Consider the following 19,732-nt stretch of genomic DNA (forward strand, 5'->3'; position numbering starts at 1 on the left):
TTGTTCAGGCTTCCAGCGTTCTGGCCACTTCCCTGATTTCAAAGAACTCCAGGATGTCGCCAACCTGGATGTCGTTGTAGTTCTTGATGTTCAAGCCGCACTCGAAGCCTTCCTTGACTTCCTTGGCATCGTCCTTGAAACGCTTGAGCGAGTCGAGTTCACCCGTGAAGATGACCACGTTTTCGCGCAACAGGCGCAGGCGCGCCGTGCGGCGAACCACACCGGCGGTGACCATACAGCCGGCGATCGAGCCGATCTTGCTGACCTTGAACACCTGGCGAATCTCGGCATTGCCGATGACTTCTTCCTTCTTGTCCGGCGTCAGCATGCCCGACATCGCGGCGCGCAGTTCGTCCACAGCGTCATAAATGATGTTGTAGTAACGAATGTCCACGCCGTTGTTTTCGGCCTGCTTGCGGGCCTGGGCGTCGGCGCGGGTGTTGAACCCGATCACCACGGCCTTGGAGGCGATGGCCAGGTTGACGTCGGACTCGGAGATGCCGCCGACACCGGAGTACACCAGTTGGACCTTGACCTCGTCGGTCGAGAGCTTGAGCAACGACTGGGCCAGCGCTTCCTGCGAACCCTGCACGTCGGCCTTGATGATGATGGGCAGCATCTTGACTTCGCCGGCGCCGATGTCGGAGAACATGTTCTCCAGCTTGGCGGCCTGTTGCTTGGCCAGCTTGGTGTTGCGGAACTTGCCGGCACGGTAGGTGGAGATTTCACGGGCACGGCGCTCGTCGAGCATGACCATGAATTCATCACCGGCCTGCGGCACTTCCGTCAGGCCCTGGATTTCCACCGGGATCGACGGACCGGCCGTTTTGATCGGCTTGCCGTTTTCGTCCAGCATGGCGCGCACGCGGCCGTAGGTGGAACCGGCCAGCACCACGTCTCCGGCCTTGAGCGTGCCGGCCTGGATCAGCACGGTCGCGACCGGGCCGCGGCCCTTGTCGAGGCGGGCTTCGATCACCAGGCCCTTGGCCAATGCATCCACGGGCGCCTTGAGTTCAAGCACTTCAGCCTGCAGCAGCACCTGTTCGAGCAAGGCATCGACACCGGCGCCGGTATGGGCCGAGACGCCGACGAACGGAACGTCGCCGCCGAACTCTTCGGGAATCACTTCTTCAGTGACCAGTTCGCCCTTGACGCGTTCCAGGTTGATGCCCGGCTTGTCGATCTTGTTGATCGCCACGACGATGGGAACGCCGGCTGCCTTGGCATGCTTGATGGCTTCCTTGGTCTGCGGCATCACGCCGTCGTCGGCGGCCACCACCAGGATCACGATGTCGGTGGCCTGGGCGCCGCGGGCACGCATGGCGGTGAACGCCTCGTGGCCCGGGGTATCCAGGAAGGACACCATGCCGCGCGGGGTTTCCACGTGGTAGGCGCCGATGTGCTGGGTAATGCCGCCGGCTTCACCGGAGGCAACCTTGGCGCGGCGGATGTAATCGAGCAGCGAGGTCTTGCCGTGGTCGACGTGGCCCATGACGGTCACGACAGGCGCGCGCGGCAGCAACTCGGCCTGCTGGCCCTGCACGTCTTCGTCGGCAAAGGCTTCCGGATCGTCCAACGACGCCGTGACTGCCTTGTGGCCCATTTCTTCCACCACGATCATGGCGGTGTCCTGGTCCAGCGGCTGGTTGATGGTGACCATCTGGCCGAGCTTCATCAGGTGCTTGATCACCTCGGAAGACTTGACGCTCATCTTGTGCGCCAGTTCCGCCACGGTGATGGTTTCGGGCACGTGCACTTCAATGACCTTGAACTCGGTCGGCGCCACGAAGTTGGACTCCGGGCGTGCCTCGCGGTCGTTGCCGCGGCGGCCGCGCGGGCCGCTGCGGAAGTTGCCGCGTCCGGGCACGACAGGCGCGCCACGGCTCGGGATGCCCTTCTTCTTGGCGGCGTCGTCCTTCCAGGTCGAAGACAGGTTCTCCGACTTGACTTCCTTCTTGCCGGCGGCGCCCGGCGCGCCCGCGGCTGCGGGAGCACCCGGCTTGGCGGCCGCGCCCGGCACGGCAGCCGGTTTGTGCAGCGTGCCCTTGATGGCGGCTTTGGGGTCGACGTGCGGCACCAGCACGCGCTTGGGCGCGGACATCATGGCGCGAATGCCTGCGGCTTCGGCCTCAGCCTTGCGGCGGCGTTCCTGCAGTTCCTGCGCCTTGGCGGCGTCGGCCTGGAATTCAGCGGTGGCCTTGGCTTTGGCGGCGGCGGCCGCGGCGGCGGCATCAGCGGCCTTGGTGACCTGTTCGGCGGCGGCCGTTTCGGCGGCCTTGGTGGCGGCGGCCGTAGGCGCGGCGACTTCCTTGACCTTGCCGGTGGCCGGCTTGGCCTTCTTCAGGGCTTCGGCGGCGGCGGCTTCCGCCTGGGCGGCCTGCTCGGCGGCCAGGCGTTCCTGTTCACGGGCGGCGTCCTTCGCATCCTGCTCTTCGCGCAGGCGGCGTTTTTCGGCGAGCTCCTGCTCCTGGCGGCGCAGCAGTTCGGCGTGGCGGCTGGCTTCTTCCTCGCGGCGGATCAGCTCGGCGTCGTCGACGACGGGCGCCGGCGGCGGCGCGGCCACTTCAGGCTGGACTTCTTCGGCAGGCTGGTCCGAACCGTCGTCGCGTTTGACGAAGGTGCGTTTTTTACGGACTTCCACCTGGATGGTGCGTGCCTTGCCGGTGGCGTCGGCCTGCTTGATTTCGCTGGTGGATTTCTTCACCAGCGTGATTTTCTTGCGCTCGGCCGTGACGGTGCCATGGCTGGCCTGCAAATAGCCCAGGAGCTTTTGCTTGTCCGCCTCGGACAGGGGGTCGCTGGCTTGCGCCTTGGCGACGCCCGCGCTGGTCAATTGCTCGATCAGCGTGGCGGGGGATTTATTGAGTTCAGCTGCGAATTCAGCGACGGTAGTGGTACTGGACATATGTTGTTTTCCTGCTGGCCTCCATGATCATTGCTCTTGGGCCGCTGCGGGTGCAGGGGTGTCAGCGGCAGCGGGCTCATCGGTAAACCAATGCGCGCGAGCGGTCATGATCAGGGCTTTGGCTTCGTCCGCAGACTGGCCGGTGATATCGGTGAGTTCGTCCACAGCCAGGTCGGCCAGGTCGTCGCGGGTGGTAATGCCCGCTTCGGTCAGTTTGGCGATCAGCTCTGGCGTGAGGCCTTCGACGTCGCGCAGGTTCTGCGAAACGCCTTCGGCATTTTCTTCTTTGGCTATTTCCATCGTCAGGAGTGCGTCTTTGGCGCGCGTGCGCAGCTCATTGACGGTGTCTTCGTCGAAGGATTCGATCTCGAGCATTTCCTGCAGCGGCACATAGGCCACTTCTTCCAGGCTGGTGAAGCCTTCGGAGATCAGGATGTCGGCGATTTCCTCGTCCACGTCGAGCTTTTCCATGAACAGCTTGCGGCTGGTGTCGGTTTCGCTGGCCTGCTTCTGGGCGGACTCGTCGGCCGTCATGATGTTGATCTTCCAGCCGGTCAGCTCGGCGGCAAGGCGCACGTTCTGGCCGCCGCGGCCGATCGAAATCGCCAGGTTTTCTTCGTCGACGACGACGTCCATGGCGTGGCGCTCTTCGTCGACCACGATGGAGGACACGTTGGCCGGGGCCAGCGCGCCGATGACGAACTGGGCCGGGTCTTCGCTCCAGAGCACGATGTCGACGCGTTCGCCGGCAAGCTCGTTGGTCACGCCGTTGACGCGGGTGCCGCGCACGCCGACGCAGGTGCCGATCGGGTCGACGCGCTTGTCGTGCGACAGCACGGCGATCTTGGCGCGCGAACCGGGGTCACGGGCGCAGGATTTGATCTCCAGCAGGCCTTGCTCGATTTCAGGCACTTCCTGGCGGAACAGCTCGATCATGTATTCAGGCGCGGTGCGTGAAAGGATGATGGGCGCGCCGCGCAGGGTGGTGTCGACTTCCATGATCATGGCGCGGACGCGGTCGCCGGAGCGCAGGTTTTCCTTGGGGATCATGTCGCTGCGGCGCAGGCGCCCTTCGACGCGGCCGGATTCGACAATGATGTCGCCCTTGTCCATGCGCTTGACGGTGCCGACGAAAATCTTGTCGCCGCGCGACATGAAGTCGTTGAGCAGCATTTCACGCTCGGCGTCGCGGATTTTCTGCAGGATGACCTGCTTGGCCGCTTGCGCGCCGATGCGGCCGATAGGCAGGCTTTCCACCGGCTTTTCGATGTAGTCGCCTTCTTCGATGTCGGAGATTTCGTCGCGGGCGTCGCTGACCAGCTCTTCGGCTTCAGGATTTTGCAGGCCGGCTTCGTCGGGCACCACCAGCCAGCGGCGGAAGGTTTCGTAATTGCCGCTGTCACGGTCGACGGCCACGCGGATGTCCACTTCGCCTTCGTACACCTTTTTGGTGGCCGAGGCGAGCGCGAGCTCGACGGCGCCGAAAACGACGTCGCGTTCCACATTTTTTTCACGCGAGATGGCATCAACCAACATCAACAGTTCGCGATTCATTTCACAAGCCTGCCTTTCTTCATTTCTTGAAATTTAATTCTCTGTGGAGGGACCGGCACCGGGGGCTGCCTTGGGTTTACGCCCCTTGAAGTCCACCACGGGCGCCAGACGCGCCTGGTGAATCTCGTCGAGCGTGAAACCCAGCGCCTGCAGCGGTGCGGGTATCTTCTTCTTGCTGACCTTCTGGCCGGGTTTGACGGCGGGCTCGTCGCTCCAGACGATCTGCCAGCCGGCCTCGGCGCGCTCCAGCGTGCCGCGGAACTTCTTGCGGCTGGCCGCCACCGTGGAGCCGGCGCTGGCCGTCACGCCGATCGGCGCCTTCAGCGTGATGTCGACGAGTTCGCCGGCAAAACGCTCAAAATCCTTTTCGCTGCGCAGGGGCCTGTCGATGCCGGGGGATGAAACCTCCAGCCGGGCGTACTCGGCGCCTTCGACTTCCAGCACGAACTGCAGCTGGCGGGTGACTTTTTCGCAGTCTTCGGCATTGATGAACTGCTCGGCGCCCTGGACGTAAGGCATGTCGATCGTGACACGCAGCAAACCGCCGCCGGTGCGCTCGATCTCGACCAGCTCGTAGCCCAGTCCCGTCACAGTTTGCTCAATCGTCTCTTGCAATGCCATTCAGTCTTTTAAAACCCGGTTTTAAGTCAATAGTTCAAAAACAAACGCCCAAAAAAAATGGGCGGTGAAAACCCGCCCATTTGGTCGTGAAGCTCTTATTGTAACGTGCTGCGCCCCTCGATGCAAACAATTTCCGTGCCTGAAACGACAGCCGATGCTGGAAACCCGTTGATGGCCGCCGCTATAGCCTCTTCTGCATCACGTCGCCGCTGCCTGGACAAGCAGCTTGCGTATGGATTGACAGGTAGAGAACAAAGATGGGCGCGGCACCCTGATTTTCAATGTGCACATCCAGGTAATTGGAAATTTTTCTTTAAATTCATAGTCATTTTTTATTTATTTAAAGTAATTTATCAACTACCTTCCAAGCAATCAAGCCGCTGTCACCAAAATTTTTGTGTAGGGATGGCGCGGCGAATCCAGCACCTCGCTGAGCGATCCAGACTCCAGTACGTCACCGTCTTTCATCACCATGACTTCATGCGCCATGGCGCGGATCACGTCCACGTCGTGCGTGATCAACAAGTAGCTGAGGCCGCGCTCGCGCTGCAATCTTTGCAGCAAACTCAGCACCTGCTTCTGGATGGTCACGTCCAGCGCACTGGTCGGCTCGTCCAGCACCAGCAGGCTGGGGTTGACGATGAGCGCGCGGGCAATTGCCAGGCGCTGGCGCTGGCCGCCCGAGAACTCATGCGGGTAGCGCTGCAGCAGGCCCGGAAACTGGGCCTCGGTCATGCCGACGTCGGCCAGCGCCTGAAGGGCGCGCTCCCGCCGCCCGGCGGCGGCCAGGGCCGGCTCGTGCACGCGCAAGCCCTCCTCCACAATGGCTTCGACGGTCATGCGCGGCGACAGCGAGGAAAACGGGTCCTGGAACACCACCTGGACGGCGCGGCGAATCGCCTTGTTGCGGGCCGCCTCTTTGCTCCAGGCCTGGCCGGCGGCCTGCAATTGCCCCGAAAAAGGCAGCAAGCCCAGGCTGGCCAGCGCCAGGGTGGACTTGCCCGAGCCGGATTCGCCGATCACGCCCAGCGTCCGGCCGGCGGGAATCTGGAAACTCGCGTCTTTCACCGCCACAAATTCGGCGTGCCGGAACCAACCACGTATGCCGGGGATGGGCACGGGATAGGCCACGCGCAGCCCGTCCGCTTTCATCGTGACTGCCGCGTCCGCCGCGGCTTCGGCCATCGCCAGCCCGTCGCGCTGCGGCTTGCTGTCGATCAGCTTGCGCGTGTAGGGATGCTGGGGCCGGGCAAAAACTTCGGCCACGGCGCCCTGCTCCACGATGCGGCCGTTTTCCATCACCGCCACCCGGTCGGCGAACTTGCGCACCAGGTTAAGGTCGTGGGTGATCAGCAGCACGGCCATGCCGTTGCGCTGTTGCAACTCGCCGAGCAGGTCCAGGATCTGGCCCCGCAGGGTGACGTCCAGCGCCGTGGTCGGCTCGTCGGCCAGCAGCAGCCGGGGCTGGCAGGCCAGCGCCATGGCGATCATGGCGCGTTGGCGCTGCCCGCCGGAAAGCTCGTGGGGGAAGGCCTTGGCACGGCGCTCGGGCTCGGGGATGCCGGTGTCGGCCAGCAACTGGATGGCGCCCTGCACTGCCTCGGCGCGGCTCAGGCTTTTGTGGAGTTCCAGCACCTCGGCAATCTGGTCGCCCACGCTGTAAAGCGGGTTGAGCGCCGTCATCGGCTCCTGGAAGATCATGGCGATGTCGCGGCCGCGAATCCCGCGCAGGGACCGTTCGGGCAGCGACAACAAATCCACGGGGGCCTTGGGCGGCGCACCGCTGGCCGTGCGCTCGGCCGCGTCCACACCGGTAAAGACGGCTTTTCCGCCTACCGTGGCGTTTTGCGCCAGCCGCAGCAGGCTAAGGGCCGTCACTGTCTTGCCCGAGCCGGACTCGCCCACCAGCGCCAGCTTTTCGCCGGGTTCAATGGAAAAATCGATCCCGTGGACCACCGATTTGCCCGCAAACGAGATTTGCAGGTTCTGGACGTCGAGCAGCGGGGTTGCCATTAGTCCGCCTTCCTGGGATCCATGGCGTCGCGCAAGGCGTCGCCCATAAAGGTCAGCAGTAACAGCGTCATGACCAGTACCAGGAAGGTAGCCAGCGAAATCCACCAGGCGTCGATGTTGTTTTTCCCCTGGCTGAGCAACTCGCCCAGCGAAGGCGTGCCCGGAGGCACACCCAGGCCCAGGAAGTCCAGCGAGGTCAGCGCCAGGATAGAGCCGCTCATGCGGAACGGCAAAAAGGTCACGACCGGCGTCATGCTGTTGGGCAGGATGTGCCGCCACATGATCTGCAAATTGCTGACGCCCAAGGCCCTGGCCGCCCGCACGTAGTCCATCTGACGGTTGCGCAGGAACTCGGCGCGCACGTAGTCAGCCAGGTCCATCCAGCCGAACACCGACAGCAAAATCAGCAGCAGCGCAATGCTGGGCGCGAAGATGGCGCTGAAGATGATGAGCAAATAGAGTGCGGGCATCGCGCTCCAGATCTCGATCAGGCGCTGCATCACCAGGTCGGTCTTGCCCGCGAAATAGCCCTGCACCGCCCCCGCCACGATGCCCAGCGCCGTGCCGATGACGGTCAGCGCCAGGCCGAAGAGGACACTGACGCGGAATCCGTAGATCAGCTGGGCCAGCAGGTCACGCCCCCGGTCGTCGGTGCCGAACCAGTTGTCGCGGGTGGGCGCGGCCGGGCTTGGGGACTTGGCGAAGTAGTTCAGTGTTTTGGGACCGTAAGGGTTGAGCGCATAGATCGCCCAGTTGCCGCCGGTGGTGATGCGGTCGCGGATAAAGGGATCCAGGTAGTCGGCGGGCGTGGGGAAGTCGCCGCCGAAAGTCTGCTCCGAGTAATCCTTGACGATGGGGAAATAAACAGTGCCCTCGTAGCGCACGACCAGCGGCCGGTCGCTGGAGACGACTTCGGCGAACAGGCTGACTACCACCATCGCACAGAAAAGCACCAGGCTCCAGAACCCCAGCGGGTTGCGGCGAAAACGCCGCCAGGCCCGGCGGGCCGGGCTGACGTGGAGCGCTACGGCGTCGGCCGCAGGCGCAGAGGCGCCATTACTAGTCGAATTTGACACGTGGATCCACCAGTACGTAAGAGAGGTCGCTGATCAGCTTGGTGGCAAGCCCTATCAATGTGAACAGATAGAGCGTTCCAAGCACCACGGGATAGTCGCGCCGGATCACGCTCTCGTAGCTGAGCAGTCCCAGGCCGTCCAGCGAAAACAGTGTCTCGATCAGCAGCGACCCCGTGAAGAACGCCCCGATGAACGCGCCCGGAAACCCGGTGATGATGGGAATCAGCGCATTGCGGAACACATGCTTCCAGAGCACGCGGTTTTCGGCCAGTCCCTTGGCGCGCGCGGTCAGCACATACTGCTTGCGAATCTCTTCGAGGAACGAGTTCTTGGTCAGCATGGCCGTGACCGCAAAACTGCCAAACACCATGGCCGTCACCGGTAGTGTGATGTGCCAGATGTAGTCCACGATCCTCGCGCCCCAGCTAAGCTCGTCCCAGTTGGGCGACGTCAGCCCGCGCAGCGGAAACCACTGCAGCTGGCCGCCGAAGACCACCAGCAACACAACGCCCAGCACAAAGCCCGGGATGGCATAGCCCACCAGGATCAGCAAGGTGGTGATGAGGTCGAACTTGCTCCCCGCCCTCACCGCCTTGGCCACGCCCAAGGGCACGGCCACGCCGTAACTGATGAAAAAGGTCCACAGTCCCAGGCTGATGGACACCGGCAACTTCTCCAGGATCAGCGTCCACACATCCTTGTTCTGGAAAAAGCTCTTGCCCAGATCGAAGCGCGCGAACTGGCCCAGCATCTGCACCAGCCGCTCATGGACCGGCTTGTCGAAACCGTACAAGGCCTTGATCGCCTCCAGCCGTTTGGGATCCACGCCCTGATTGCCACGGTAGCTGGAGCCGCCCGACTCCACGCCGCCGAAACCGCCTTTGGCGTCCGACAGGTACTGCTCCACCGGTCCACCGGGCACGAACTGGATCACGGCAAAGGTTATCAGCAGCACGCCCAGCAAAGTGGGGACCATCAGCAACAGGCGTTTGACGATATAGGCGAACATCTGGCTACTTTCCTTGGGGCACGGGTTTGACCCACCAAGCCATCATGACCCAATCTTCCGCCCCGGCATAAGGCGGCATCGGCGGTTTGAAGCCCAGCCGCCAGGCGTTGTAGGCGACGCGGTGCGACGTCAGCGTCCACTGGGGGATCAGGTAGTGGCTGTGCATGATCACGCGGTCCAGCGCCCGGCAGGCCGGAATCAGTTCGGCCTTGGTCCTGGCGCTGACCGCCGCGCTGACCAGCGCGTCCACAGCCGGGCTCTTGACGCCAAAGTAATTGCCCGAGCTTTCGGTGTCGGCCGCCTTGCTGCCGAAGATATCGCTGAGCTGCTGGCCCGGGTCGTGCGTGCCCGGGAAGTTGATGGTCGTGATGTCGAACTCGAATTTGTCCAGCCGCTGCTGGTAGAGCGCGAAGTCCACCGGCGAGAAACGCAGCGTAATGCCCAGCTTTTCCAGGTTGCGCATCCAGGGCGCGACCGTGCGCACCCCCGTGTCGCGGCTGTCCAGGTAGTCGAGCACCATGGCCTCGCCCTTGGCGTTGCGCAGCGCACCGTCGCGGAAGGTCCAGCCGGCGTCCTTGAGCAGTGCCTGTGCCTTGCGCAGGTTGTTGCGCAGCGACTGGCCTTCGCCCGTCGTACGGGGCGGCTCGTACATGGGCCCGAAGACCGCAGCAGGCACTTTGGCGCGCAAGGGCCCCAGCAAGGCCAGTTCCTCCGGTGACGGCAGACCGGTGGCGGCGCAGTCCGTATTGCCGAAAAGGTCCTGCACGCGCGGATAGCCGTTGTAGAACATCTGCCGGTTCATCCACTCATAGTCCAGCGCCAGGTCCAAAGCCTCACGCACACGCGGGTCGGACAGCATGGGCTTGCGGCTGTTGAGCACGTAGCTCTGAAAACCGGCCGGCTGGCGGTGCGGGAAATCCTGCTTGACCAGTTCGCCCGAATCGAAGCGCTTGCCCGTCACACGGCGTGCCCAATCGCCGGCCGAATAAAAACTCATCATGTCGAACTCGGCGGCCTTCAGGGCCTCCAGCCGCGCCGTGTTGTCCTTGTAGATCTTCACGGTGATGCGATCGAAGTTGTAGCCGCCGCGCCGCACGTTCAGATCGCGGGCCCAGTAGTTGGGATCCCGCACATAGGTGATGTCCTTGCCGAAACGCACCGGGCCTATCTTGTACGGGCCGCTGCCGATGGGCACGTCCATCACGACGTCGTCGAAGCGCTTGGGCTTGCCGTCCACCATACCCCAGGCACGGCTGAACACAGGCAAGCCGCCCACGGTCAGGGGCAGTTCGCGGTTGGGCTTCTTGAACCGGTAGCGCACGGTGTGCGCGTCGATCACGTCGCAGCCGGCCACGTCCTCCAGCGCGGTCTTGTAACCGGGCGAGGTGTAAGGGCCTATCAACGTGTCGTAGCTGTGCTTGACGTCCGCGGCCTCCACCGGCGCCCCGTTATGGAACTTCGCCTGGGGACGCAGCCGGAAAACCACGCTCAGCCGATCGGGCGCCACCTCCACGTCCTCAGCCAGCAGACCATAACCTGCGGCGGTTTCGTCCATGGAGCCGGCCAGCAGCGAATCGAACATCAGAGTCGAAAGATAAGCCGGCGCCGAGCCTTTGATCGTGAACGGGTTGTATTTGTCGAAGGTCGAATAACGCAGGTTGCTGACCAGGCGCAGTTCGCCACCCTTGGGCGCCGCGGCATTGACGTAATCGAAATGGGCAAAACCTGCCGGGTACTTGAGGTCGCCCCACAGCGCATAGCCGTGCGCAGCCCACGACGGCAATGAAACGCTCAACAGGGCCCAGACCAGCAAACTTCGCATGCGACAATTCTGCACTACTTGAGTCGGCAAACTTTCCGGCGCGCAGATGCCGCGCCATTGCCGGCAACCCTCGGCACATTCACTGGAGCACCTGCATGGCGACACACACCGGATTCCTCACTGGCAAAAAACTGTTGATCACAGGCGTGCTGTCCAACCGTTCCATCGCCTATGGCATCGCCAAGGCCTGCCATGCGCAGGGCGCCGAGCTGGCCTTTGGTTACGTGGGCGAGCGTTTCAAGGAGCGCATCACGGAATTCGCCGCCGACTTCGACTCGAAACTGATTTTTGACTGCGACGTGGGCGACGACGCCCAGATCGAAAAAATGTTCACCGACCTGTCCAAGACCTGGCCGACCTTTGACGGCTTTGTGCACAGCATCGGCTACGCGCCGCGCGAGGCGATCGCCGGCGACTTCCTCGACGGCCTGTCGCGCGAAGGCTTCAAGATCGCCCATGACATCAGCGCCTACAGCTTCCCGGCAATGGCCAAGGCCGCCCTGCCCTACCTGAACAAAAAGTCCGCCCTGCTGACGTTGACCTACCTGGGCGCGGTCCGCACGGTGCCCAACTACAACACCATGGGCCTGGCCAAAGCCAGCCTGGAAGCCTCGGTGCGGTATCTGGCAGAGTCGCTGGGCCCCAAAGGCATGCGCGTCAACGGCATCAGCGCCGGCCCCATCAAGACGCTGGCCGCCAGCGGCATCAAGGGCTTCGGCAAGATCTTGAGCGTGGTCGCCGAGGCCTCGCCGATACGCCGCAACGTGACGATTGAAGACGTCGGCAACGTCGCCGCCTTCCTGCTGAGCGACCTGGCCGGCGGCGTAAGCGCCGAGATCACCTATGTCGACGGCGGCTTCAGCCACGTCGTGGGCGGCATCGCGGAACCGGCCGAAGCCGGGGCCCCGGCCGCTTAAACACTTGAGCGCTTAAAGCGCTTAAGGCTGCCGCCAGTAGTCGTAACTCCAGGCTGTCTCAAAACCGGCCCGGCGGTACAACGCCAGCGCCGAATCGTTGGCGTCTTCGACCTGCAAAAACACCCGGTCGATGCCACGCCGCAGCGCGACCTCGGCGATGCCCGCCAGCACACGACCGGCCAATCCCCTGCCCCTGAAGGCCTGGTCGGTGCGCATGCCGTGCACGCTGGCCCAGCCATGGCTGAAGGCACCCGCGCCTGCGGCCACAGTTTTGCCGTTTTCGCGCACGCTGGCATAAACCGATCCCTGGGCGCGGCTCAAGGCCTTGACCCGGCTGGCGCCGTCCACGGGGTCGAAGCCCTCAGCCAGAAACAAGGCCGCCCACGCCCCATCGGGTGAATCTGCGGTTTCGGCGGGCGTAGCAGCCGAGGCCTCGCGCATGGCCTGGACAGTCGCCACCTGGACCAACACCGGTTTGCCTGCCTGGTAACCGCGCCGCGCCAGTTCCTGGCGCAAGCCCTCAAAGCAGGCCTCATTGGCCAGCCGGAATACGGAGCGCAGGCCGCGCGCCCGGTAACGCGCCTCGATCTGGTCGATCATGCCGGCATCAAATGGGGTGTGGCGCAAGGGAACGGCGCTGTGGGCGCGGCTGACGGTGCCGCCGTCAAAAGGCAAAAGCCAGCCCTGGAATTCTTCAACGGCTTCGGGGGACACTGCGGCCAGGGTGGCCCGCTCTACGGATTCGATGTCGCTGGAGGTCATGGAGGCATTCGTCAAGATAGGGAAGCCATGGCACATGGCTTGCACGCGGATATGGGGTGTTGCGGATTATTCAATATTCTCCAGGACGACTCTCCAGCCCTTGCGCGACACGCCGGAGGACTTTAGACTTTAAGCTGTACATTCATACAGTTAAATCAAAACTAGCTATGACAACACGGCACATCCAACACACTCCGCCTTCCGGCGCCTCGGCTCCCGCGTCGTTCTTCCGCCTGAAGACGCTTCATCTGCTGCTGGTGTTCGCCGGCCTGCTGACGCCCGCCCTGCCTTCATCGGCGCTGGCGGTGTCGGCCGCCCCGCCAGCACCGCAATTGATGCTCGCCAAGGTCTACCACCCCGGCATCGCCGTGCCCGACTACTGGGTCAGCGAAAAATACGACGGCGTGCGCGGCTACTGGGATGGTGAAAAGCTGCTGACCCGCAACGGGGAACGCATTGCCGCGCCGGCCTGGTTCACGGCGGGCTGGCCCAAGGTGCCGATGGATGGCGAGCTGTGGGCGGGCCACGGCCAGTTTGCGCGGGCGGTGTCCACCGTGCGCCAGCAAAGCCCGGATCCATCGGCATGGCGTGCCATGCGCTTCATGGTGTTTGACTTGCCGGCGCAGGGCGGCGCGTTCAGCGAGCGGATTCCAGCGCTCAACGGGCTGGTAAGCCGTATCGACCAGCCCTGGGTGCAGGCGGTGGCGCAGTCCAAAGTGGCCAGCCATGCCGCCTTGCAGGCCTTGATGGCCAACACCGTCAAACAAGGCGGCGAAGGCCTGATGCTGCACCGCGGGGCCTCACTCTACAAAGGCCAGCGCAGCGACGACCTGCTCAAGGCCAAACCGCATGAAGACAGCGAAGCCCGCGTGGTGGCGCACATTCCCGGCCAGGGCAAGTACGCGGGCATGGTGGGGGCGCTGCTGGTGGAAATTCCGGGCACGGCCGGCAAGGGCAGCCAGCGTTTCAAGCTGGGCAGCGGGCTCAGCGACGAACTGCGGCAGAAACCGCCGCCCGTGGGCAGCACCGTCACTTACCGCTTTCGCGGGCTGAACGACAGCGGCATCCCGCGCTTCGCCACCTTCATGCGGGTGCGGGACGACACGCTTTAAGGCGCCCCCCAACCGGACCTACTTCTTGACGCAGTCGGCGTAGTAGCGGGTCTTGCCCTTGGCATCGACCTCTTCCACTAGGCCGTGGATGTCGGTTTCAAAACCCGGGCACTGCGCGTTGAACTCGCGCGAGAACTTCAGGTAGTCCACGATGCGCTTGTTGAACACCTCGCCCGGGATCAGCAGCGGGATGCCCGGCGGGTAAGGCGTGACCAGGCCCACGGTGATGCGGCCTTCCAGGTGGTCGATCTCGACGCGTTCCGTCGTGCGGTGGGCGATGTGGGCATAGGCGTCGCTGGGCTTCATGGCGGGCGCCAGGTCGCTCAGGTAGACCTCGGTGGTCAGCCGCGCGATGTCGTACTTGGCGTACAGGGCATGGATGTGCTGGCACAGGTCGGCAAGGCCCATGCGCTCGTACTTGGGGTACTTCTGGCAGAACTCGGGCAGGATGCGCCACATCGGCTGGTTCTTGTCATAGTCGTCCTTGAACTGCTGCAGCGCCGTCAGCAGCGTGTTCCAGCGCCCCTTGGTGATGCCGATGGTGAACATGATGAAGAAGCTGTAGAGGCCGGTTTTCTCGACGATCACGCCGTGCTCGGCCAGGAACTTGGTCACGATGCTGGCCGGGATGCCGGTTTTCGCGAATTTGCCGTTGAGGTCGAGGCCGGGCGTGACGATGGTGGACTTGATCGGGTCCAGCATGTTGAAGCCGGTGGCCATCTGGCCGAAGCCGTGCCAGTTGTTGGCGCCGTTTTTCGCCGTCTTGGCGCTGCGCGACTCGCCCTTGATGATCCAGTCCTGCGACTCGCCTATGCCCTCTTCGACCAGCTTGTCCGGTCCCCAGACCTTGAACCACCAGTCGGTGCCGTATTCCTGGTCGATCTTGCGCATGGCGCGGCGGAAATCCAGCGCTTCGGCAATGCTTTCCTCGACCAAGGCCGTGCCGCCGGGCGGCTCCATCATGGCCGCGGCTACGTCGCAGCTGGCGATGATGCTGTACTGCGGCGACGTGGAGGTGTGCATCAGGTAAGCCTCGTTGAAGAGGTGCCTGTCCAGTTTGGTGTTCTGCGAGTCCTGCACCAGCACGTGGCTGGCCTGGCTGATGCCGGCGAGCAGCTTGTGGATGGACTGCGTGGCATACACCACGGCGTTTTTCGGCCGGATACGGTTCTTGCCCATGGCGTGGTAGCTGCCGTAGAACGGGTGAAAGGCCGCGTGCGGCAGCCAGGCCTCGTCAAAGTGCAGGTTGTCGACGTAGCCGTCGAGCATGCCCTTGATGGTTTCGGTGTTGTAGAGCACGCCGTCGTAGGTCGACTGCGTCAGCGTCAGCACGCGCGGCTTGACGCTGTCCGCATCGACACCCTTGAGCAGCGGGTTGGCGCGTATCTTGGCTTTGATGGCCTCGGGCTCGAACTCGCTTTGCGGGATAGGGCCGATGATGCCGAAATGGTTGCGCGTGGGCTTCAAAAACACCGGGATCGCGCCCGTCATGATGATGGCGTGCAAGATGGACTTGTGGCAGTTGCGGTCGACCACCACCACGTCGCCCGGCGCCACCGTGTGGTGCCAGACCATCTTGTTGCTGGTGGAGGTACCGTTGGTCACAAAGAAGCAGTGGTCGGCGTTGAAGATACGCGCCGCGTTGCGCTCGCTGGCGCCGATCGCACCGTCGTGGTCCAGCAGCTGGCCGAGTTCCTCCACCGCGTTGCAGACGTCGGCGCGCAGCATGTTTTCGCCGAAAAACTGGTGGAACATCTGGCCGACCGGGCTCTTGAGGAAGGCGACGCCGCCCGAATGGCCGGGGCAGTGCCAGGAATAGGAGCCGTCTTCGGCGTAGTCCAGCAAGGCCTTGAAGAACGGCGGCTGCACGCCTTCCAGGTAGCTCTTGGCCTCACGCAGGATGTGGCGCGCCACGAACTCGGGCGTGTCCTCGAACATGTGGATGAAGCCGTGCAGTTCGCGCAGGATGTCGTTGGGGATGTGGCGGGAGGTCTTGGTTTCGCCATAGACGTAAATCGGCACGTCCAGGTTCTTGCGGCGCACTTCTTCGATGAAGTTGCGCAGGTTCAGCACGGCAGGGTCCAGATCCGGGCCCGGGGTGAACTCTTCGTCGTCGATCGACAGGATAAAGGCGCTGGCCCGGCTTTGCTGCTGGGCGAACTGCGAGAGGTCGCCGTAGCTGGTGACGCCCAGCACCTCGAAGCCTTCGCTCTCTATGGCTTGCGCCAGCGCGCGGATTCCCAGCCCGGAGGTGTTTTCGGAACGGAAGTCTTCGTCAATGATGACAATGGGAAAGCGGAATTTCATGGCGTGGGCAGCAGTTGGAGGGGGCGCCCTGAACCTGTCGGAGGGCATGGCAAACGCTCAGAGGGCATAGACAGGTTGAGCCCGAGCGGTGATAGGAAGCTTTTTCCAAGCAGCGAAGTGTAAGGACATATTGTTGCGCTACGCTTGTCATGGGGTCTAATTGCCCCAAAATGTAGCGGATGACCGACAAAAGGAGGACGCATGAGTGAATCGACGATCTGGTGGCTGCTGGCAGGCGCGGCCGTCGGTGTGGAACTGGTGACCGGCACGTTTTACCTGCTGATGCTCGCGGTGGGCCTGGTGGCGGGCGCCGTGGCGGCCCACCTGGGGCTGCCGCTTGTCGGCCAGATCCTGGTGGCGGCGGTCATAGGCGGCGGCGCCGTCGCCGTCTGGCACTGGCACCGCGGCAAAAGCCCGGCTCCCCTGCCCGCCAACGCCAACCGGGACGTCAACCTGGACATCGGCGAGCCTGTGCAGGTGGCGCAGTGGAACGCCGACGGCACCGCAACCGTGAAATTCCGTGGCGCCAACTGGACCGCCGTGGCGGCCGACCCGGACGAGGTTGCCAGCCCCGGCAGTTTTCGCATCAAGGAAATGCTGGGCAACCGGCTGGTCATTGAGAGACTCTAGGCCATACCGGCCTTCGCCCCGGTTTTACGCCGGGGCACCCAATAATTCATAACCGAATGGAGAAACCATGGAAATCGCAATCGTCATCCTGATCGTGGCCGGCATCTTTATCGTGCGCAGCATCAAGGTCGTGCCGCAGCAAAACGCCTGGGTGATCGAACGGCTGGGCAAATACCATGGCAGCCTCACGCCGGGGCTGAATTTCCTCGTGCCTTTTGTGGACCGCGTCGCCTACAAGCACAGCTTGAAGGAAATCCCGCTGGACGTTCCCAGCCAGGTTTGCATCACACGCGACAACACGCAGCTGCAGGTCGACGGCATCCTCTACTTCCAGGTGACCGACCCGATGCGCGCCAGCTACGGCTCGTCCAACTACATCGTGGCCGTCACGCAGCTGGCCCAGACCTCGCTACGCTCCGTCATCGGCAAGCTGGAGCTGGACAAGACCTTTGAAGAGCGCGACATCATCAATGCACAAGTCGTGGCCGCCATTGACGAGGCCGCACTGAACTGGGGCGTGAAGGTCTTGCGCTATGAGATCAAGGATTTGACGCCTCCCAAGGAAATCCTGCACGCCATGCAGTCGCAGATCACCGCCGAGCGTGAAAAGCGCGCGCTGATCGCGGCCTCCGAAGGCCGCCGCCAGGAGCAGATCAATATCGCCACCGGTGAGCGCGAGGCCTTCATTGCCCGCTCAGAAGGCGAAAAGCTGGCCGCCATCAACAACGCCCAGGGCGAAGCGGCCGCCATCATGGCCGTCGCCGACGCCAATGCCAAAGCCATCGAAATGGTCGCGGCGGCCATCCGCCAGCCCGGCGGCGAGCAGGCTGTGCAGCTCAAGGTCGCCGAACAGGCTGTGGACGCCTACTCCAAGGTGGCCAAGGATTCCAAGACCACCCTGATCGTGCCCAGCAACATGACGGAGGTCGGCTCGCTCATCAGTTCGGCCATGAAAATGGTGCAAGCCAACAAGGTCTAAGTCGCATTGACGGGGTGTATAGGTTAAAAAAAAGCCATGACCGCCAAGAATGTCCTGGGCACGGACCTCGTGCCCTGCTCTTACGACCCGCTCACGGGCTATTTCCGCGACGGCTGCTGCAACACGGACGAGTCGGACCTCGGCTCCCACCTGGTCTGCGTGCGGGTGACCCATGAATTCCTGGCGTTTTCCGCGCTGCACGGCAACGACCTGAGCACGCCCAGGCCCGAGCACCGCTTCGCCGGACTCAAACCCGGCAACCGCTGGTGCCTGTGCGCCAACCGCTGGCGGGAAGCGCTGGAGGCCGGCTTCGCGCCGCCCGTCATCCTCGAGTCCACCCATAGCAAGGCGCTGGAGTTCGTCACGCTGGCCCAGCTGGAAAAGCACCGTTTCCTGGGCGCCATGCATTAGCAGCCTTTTTGCCACGATCCGCCGTCGCAGGGCCAGGGCGCTGCTATAATCAAAGGCTTCGCGGAAGGGTGGATGAGCGGTTTAAGTCACACGCCTGGAAAGCGTGCGTAGGGTTAAACCTACCGCGGGTTCGAATCCCGCCTCTTCCGCCAAATAGTCAAGTTGCCGTGAGTTTCCACACGGTGGCAAAAACTCCTGAAAGCCCAGCCAGTCTGGGCTTTTTTGTGCCCGTTCCACTTCCGCCCACTTTCCGTTTTGCGCCGGGCTCCGTGCGCCGGGCAAAAAAAAGCCACCTTGCGGTGGCTTTTTTGTTCGCGGTGAACGATCAGTTCAGAGCGGACTTCTTGCCGTCTTTGTAGACGTACAGGGTGATGGCGGGGTTCTTCAACTCGCCGTTGGTTTCAAAAGCGATCGTGGTGGTCACGCCCTTGAAGTTGGTTTCAGGCAGCTTGGCGGTGTAGACCTTTGGATCCCACGAACCGGCACGCTTCATGGCGTCGACCAGAACGAAGGTGGCGTCGTAGGTGTACGGGCTGTAAACCTGGAACTGGTTGGGGTACTTGGCGTCGTAACGCTTTTTCCAGGCTTCGCCGCCTGGCATTTTTGCCAGCGATGCGCCGCCTTCAGCGCAAACCACGTTGCCGATGGTCTTGGCGCCTGCGGTCAGCTTGGCCAGCTCTGCGGTGCAGATGCCATCGCCGCCGAAGTACTTGACGTTGCTCATGCCGAGCTGTTCCATCTGGCGCAGCATTGGGCCGCCTTGTGGGTCCATGCCGCCGAAGAAGATCGCGTCAGGGGCTTTGGCCTTGATGGCGGTCAGGATGGCCATGAAGTCGGTGGCTTTGTCGGTGGTGAATTGCTCGTCGACAACAGTCATGCCTTTTGCCACGGCCGTTTTCTTGAACACTTCAGCCACGCCTTGGCCGTAAGCGGTACGGTCGTCAATGATGGCGACTTTCTTCAGCTTCAGCGTGTCGGCTGCATAGAAAGCCAGGCCGGCGCCCAGGGCGTTGTCGTTGGCGATGATGCGGTAGGTGGTCTTGTAGCCTGGCTTGGTCAGGTTGGGGTTGGTCGCAGCGCCCGTGACGTGGGGAATGCCGCAATCGTTGTAAACCTTGGAAGCAGGAATCGTCGTGCCCGAATTCAGGTGACCGACCACGCCGGCAACTTTGGAGTCGCACAGTTTTTGTGCGGCTGCGGTGCCCTGTTTTGGATCAGCGGCGTCATCTTCAGCAACAATTTCAAACTTGACCTTCTTGCCGCCGATGACCACGTTTTGCGCGTTCAGGTCTTCGATGGCCATGCGCACGCCGTTTTCATTGTCTTTGCCGTAATGGGCCTGCGAGCCGGACAGCGGCGCGACGTGACCGATTTTGACGACTGCGTCTTGGGCAGAAGCAAAACCCGCCACCGCAGCGAGAGCAGCCACTACTGTCAGTTTTAATTTCATTTGCATAAAAACACTCCGATTAGGAAATTACCGTTAAAGGTTGAGAACGAATTTTTTTACTCAACGGGGCCGAACATAACGCAATTTCCGGGCCCGCACCATAGCAACGTCCCTAGGTTAAATTCCGATAAGGGGGTTTACCCGGGGAGCAGAACGGCTTATGT

15 protein-coding genes and 1 tRNA gene are annotated in these 19,732 nt (G+C 62.9%); 6 read left to right on the forward strand and 10 right to left on the reverse strand.

What is annotated here, in order from left to right; genetic code table 11:
* Positions 1 to 4: 4 nt before the first annotated feature.
* From infB to ACLV8F_RS06310, 7 genes are all read right to left on the reverse strand, one after another.
* Complete coding sequence (infB, locus tag ACLV8F_RS06280; RefSeq protein WP_411883381.1) at positions 5 to 2,905, reverse strand: translation initiation factor IF-2; 2,901 nt, start codon at positions 2,903 to 2,905, stop codon at positions 5 to 7.
* A 27-nt stretch (positions 2,906 to 2,932) separates the two neighbouring features.
* Positions 2,933 to 4,459 carry a transcription termination factor NusA gene (nusA, locus tag ACLV8F_RS06285; protein ID WP_411883382.1) on the reverse strand — a complete coding sequence of 509 codons (1,527 nt, stop codon included), beginning with the start codon at positions 4,457 to 4,459 and terminating at the stop codon, positions 2,933 to 2,935.
* 33 nt (positions 4,460 to 4,492) lie between these two features.
* Positions 4,493 to 5,080: a ribosome maturation factor RimP gene (rimP, locus tag ACLV8F_RS06290; protein ID WP_411883383.1), complete on the reverse strand. Its 588-nt coding sequence runs from the start codon at positions 5,078 to 5,080 to the stop codon at positions 4,493 to 4,495.
* 372 nt (positions 5,081 to 5,452) lie between these two features.
* Entirely contained in the window at positions 5,453 to 7,093 is a 1,641-nt protein-coding gene (locus ACLV8F_RS06295) for an ABC transporter ATP-binding protein (RefSeq protein WP_411883384.1), read from the reverse strand.
* The gene (locus ACLV8F_RS06300) at positions 7,093 to 8,169 is read right to left on the reverse strand and encodes an ABC transporter permease (protein ID WP_411883385.1); all 1,077 of its coding nucleotides are present in this window, start codon (positions 8,167 to 8,169) and stop codon (positions 7,093 to 7,095) included. The genes ACLV8F_RS06295 and ACLV8F_RS06300 overlap by 1 nt, the downstream gene beginning before the upstream one ends.
* Positions 8,153 to 9,178, reverse strand: coding sequence for an ABC transporter permease subunit (locus ACLV8F_RS06305; protein ID WP_411883386.1), 1,026 nt, complete (start codon positions 9,176 to 9,178; stop codon positions 8,153 to 8,155). Before ACLV8F_RS06305 ends, ACLV8F_RS06300 begins: the two co-directional genes overlap by 17 nt.
* A 4-nt stretch (positions 9,179 to 9,182) precedes the next feature.
* Positions 9,183 to 11,000 carry an extracellular solute-binding protein gene (locus ACLV8F_RS06310; RefSeq protein ID WP_411883387.1) on the reverse strand — a complete coding sequence of 606 codons (1,818 nt, stop codon included), beginning with the start codon at positions 10,998 to 11,000 and terminating at the stop codon, positions 9,183 to 9,185.
* Between the two features lie 95 nt (positions 11,001 to 11,095).
* Between ACLV8F_RS06310 and fabI the strand changes: the two genes are divergently transcribed.
* Positions 11,096 to 11,917: an enoyl-ACP reductase FabI gene (fabI, locus tag ACLV8F_RS06315; protein ID WP_411883388.1), complete on the forward strand. Its 822-nt coding sequence runs from the start codon at positions 11,096 to 11,098 to the stop codon at positions 11,915 to 11,917.
* 21 nt (positions 11,918 to 11,938) lie between these two features.
* Here fabI and ACLV8F_RS06320 read toward each other — a convergent pair whose 3' ends face one another.
* The gene (locus ACLV8F_RS06320) at positions 11,939 to 12,679 is read right to left on the reverse strand and encodes a GNAT family N-acetyltransferase (RefSeq protein ID WP_411883389.1); all 741 of its coding nucleotides are present in this window, start codon (positions 12,677 to 12,679) and stop codon (positions 11,939 to 11,941) included.
* 167 nt (positions 12,680 to 12,846) lie between these two features.
* Here ACLV8F_RS06320 and ACLV8F_RS06325 point away from each other — a divergent pair, with 167 nt between their 5' ends.
* A complete protein-coding gene (locus ACLV8F_RS06325) occupies positions 12,847 to 13,791 on the forward strand; it encodes a DNA ligase (RefSeq protein ID WP_411883390.1) in 945 nt (314 codons plus the stop codon).
* Positions 13,792 to 13,809: 18 nt separating this feature from the next.
* On the opposite strand, the gene ACLV8F_RS06330 is transcribed toward ACLV8F_RS06325, so the two are convergent.
* Positions 13,810 to 16,098 carry an Orn/Lys/Arg decarboxylase N-terminal domain-containing protein gene (locus ACLV8F_RS06330; RefSeq protein ID WP_411883391.1) on the reverse strand — a complete coding sequence of 763 codons (2,289 nt, stop codon included), beginning with the start codon at positions 16,096 to 16,098 and terminating at the stop codon, positions 13,810 to 13,812.
* Positions 16,099 to 16,299: 201 nt separating this feature from the next.
* Between ACLV8F_RS06330 and ACLV8F_RS06335 the strand changes: the two genes are divergently transcribed.
* The 4 genes from ACLV8F_RS06335 to ACLV8F_RS06350 all read left to right on the forward strand — a co-directional run bounded on the left by ACLV8F_RS06335 (position 16,300) and on the right by ACLV8F_RS06350 (position 18,270).
* The gene (locus ACLV8F_RS06335; RefSeq protein ID WP_411883392.1) at positions 16,300 to 16,728 is read left to right on the forward strand and encodes an NfeD family protein; all 429 of its coding nucleotides are present in this window, start codon (positions 16,300 to 16,302) and stop codon (positions 16,726 to 16,728) included.
* A gap of 67 nt (positions 16,729 to 16,795) precedes the next feature.
* A complete protein-coding gene (locus tag ACLV8F_RS06340) occupies positions 16,796 to 17,707 on the forward strand; it encodes an SPFH domain-containing protein (protein WP_411883393.1) in 912 nt (303 codons plus the stop codon).
* Positions 17,708 to 17,743: 36 nt separating this feature from the next.
* The gene (locus ACLV8F_RS06345) at positions 17,744 to 18,118 is read left to right on the forward strand and encodes a DUF2237 family protein (protein WP_411883394.1); all 375 of its coding nucleotides are present in this window, start codon (positions 17,744 to 17,746) and stop codon (positions 18,116 to 18,118) included.
* A 62-nt stretch (positions 18,119 to 18,180) separates the two neighbouring features.
* A tRNA-Ser gene (locus ACLV8F_RS06350) sits at positions 18,181 to 18,270 on the forward strand.
* A gap of 173 nt (positions 18,271 to 18,443) precedes the next feature.
* Here the strand turns inward: ACLV8F_RS06350 and ACLV8F_RS06355 are convergent.
* Positions 18,444 to 19,574, reverse strand: a complete 1,131-nt coding sequence (locus tag ACLV8F_RS06355; protein WP_411883395.1) for a branched-chain amino acid ABC transporter substrate-binding protein — start codon at positions 19,572 to 19,574, stop codon at positions 18,444 to 18,446.
* Positions 19,575 to 19,732: the final 158 nt, after the last annotated feature.

The sequence above is a fragment of the Polaromonas sp. YR568 genome (assembly GCF_943369675.1).
Taxonomy (GTDB): domain Bacteria; phylum Pseudomonadota; class Gammaproteobacteria; order Burkholderiales; family Burkholderiaceae_C; genus Polaromonas.

Bases quoted from the DNA above. Each gene is read 5' to 3' on its own strand.
- ACLV8F_RS06320 (WP_411883389.1), bottom strand. From the start codon at position 12,679: ATGACCTCCAGCGACATCGAATCCGTAGAGCGGGCCACCCTGGCCGCA.
- ACLV8F_RS06305 (WP_411883386.1), bottom strand. From the start codon at position 9,178: ATGTTCGCCTATATCGTCAAACGCCTGTTGCTGATGGTCCCCACTTTG.
- ACLV8F_RS06345 (WP_411883394.1), top strand. From the start codon at position 17,744: ATGACCGCCAAGAATGTCCTGGGCACGGACCTCGTGCCCTGCTCTTAC.
- ACLV8F_RS06340 (WP_411883393.1), top strand. From the start codon at position 16,796: ATGGAAATCGCAATCGTCATCCTGATCGTGGCCGGCATCTTTATCGTG.
- ACLV8F_RS06355 (WP_411883395.1), bottom strand. From the start codon at position 19,574: ATGCAAATGAAATTAAAACTGACAGTAGTGGCTGCTCTCGCTGCGGTG.
- nusA (WP_411883382.1), bottom strand. From the start codon at position 4,459: ATGAATCGCGAACTGTTGATGTTGGTTGATGCCATCTCGCGTGAAAAA.
- ACLV8F_RS06295 (WP_411883384.1), bottom strand. From the start codon at position 7,093: ATGGCAACCCCGCTGCTCGACGTCCAGAACCTGCAAATCTCGTTTGCG.
- ACLV8F_RS06325 (WP_411883390.1), top strand. From the start codon at position 12,847: ATGACAACACGGCACATCCAACACACTCCGCCTTCCGGCGCCTCGGCT.
- ACLV8F_RS06310 (WP_411883387.1), bottom strand. From the start codon at position 11,000: ATGCGAAGTTTGCTGGTCTGGGCCCTGTTGAGCGTTTCATTGCCGTCG.
- ACLV8F_RS06330 (WP_411883391.1), bottom strand. From the start codon at position 16,098: ATGAAATTCCGCTTTCCCATTGTCATCATTGACGAAGACTTCCGTTCC.
- fabI (WP_411883388.1), top strand. From the start codon at position 11,096: ATGGCGACACACACCGGATTCCTCACTGGCAAAAAACTGTTGATCACA.
- rimP (WP_411883383.1), bottom strand. From the start codon at position 5,080: ATGGCATTGCAAGAGACGATTGAGCAAACTGTGACGGGACTGGGCTAC.
- infB (WP_411883381.1), bottom strand. From the start codon at position 2,905: ATGTCCAGTACCACTACCGTCGCTGAATTCGCAGCTGAACTCAATAAA.
- ACLV8F_RS06335 (WP_411883392.1), top strand. From the start codon at position 16,300: ATGAGTGAATCGACGATCTGGTGGCTGCTGGCAGGCGCGGCCGTCGGT.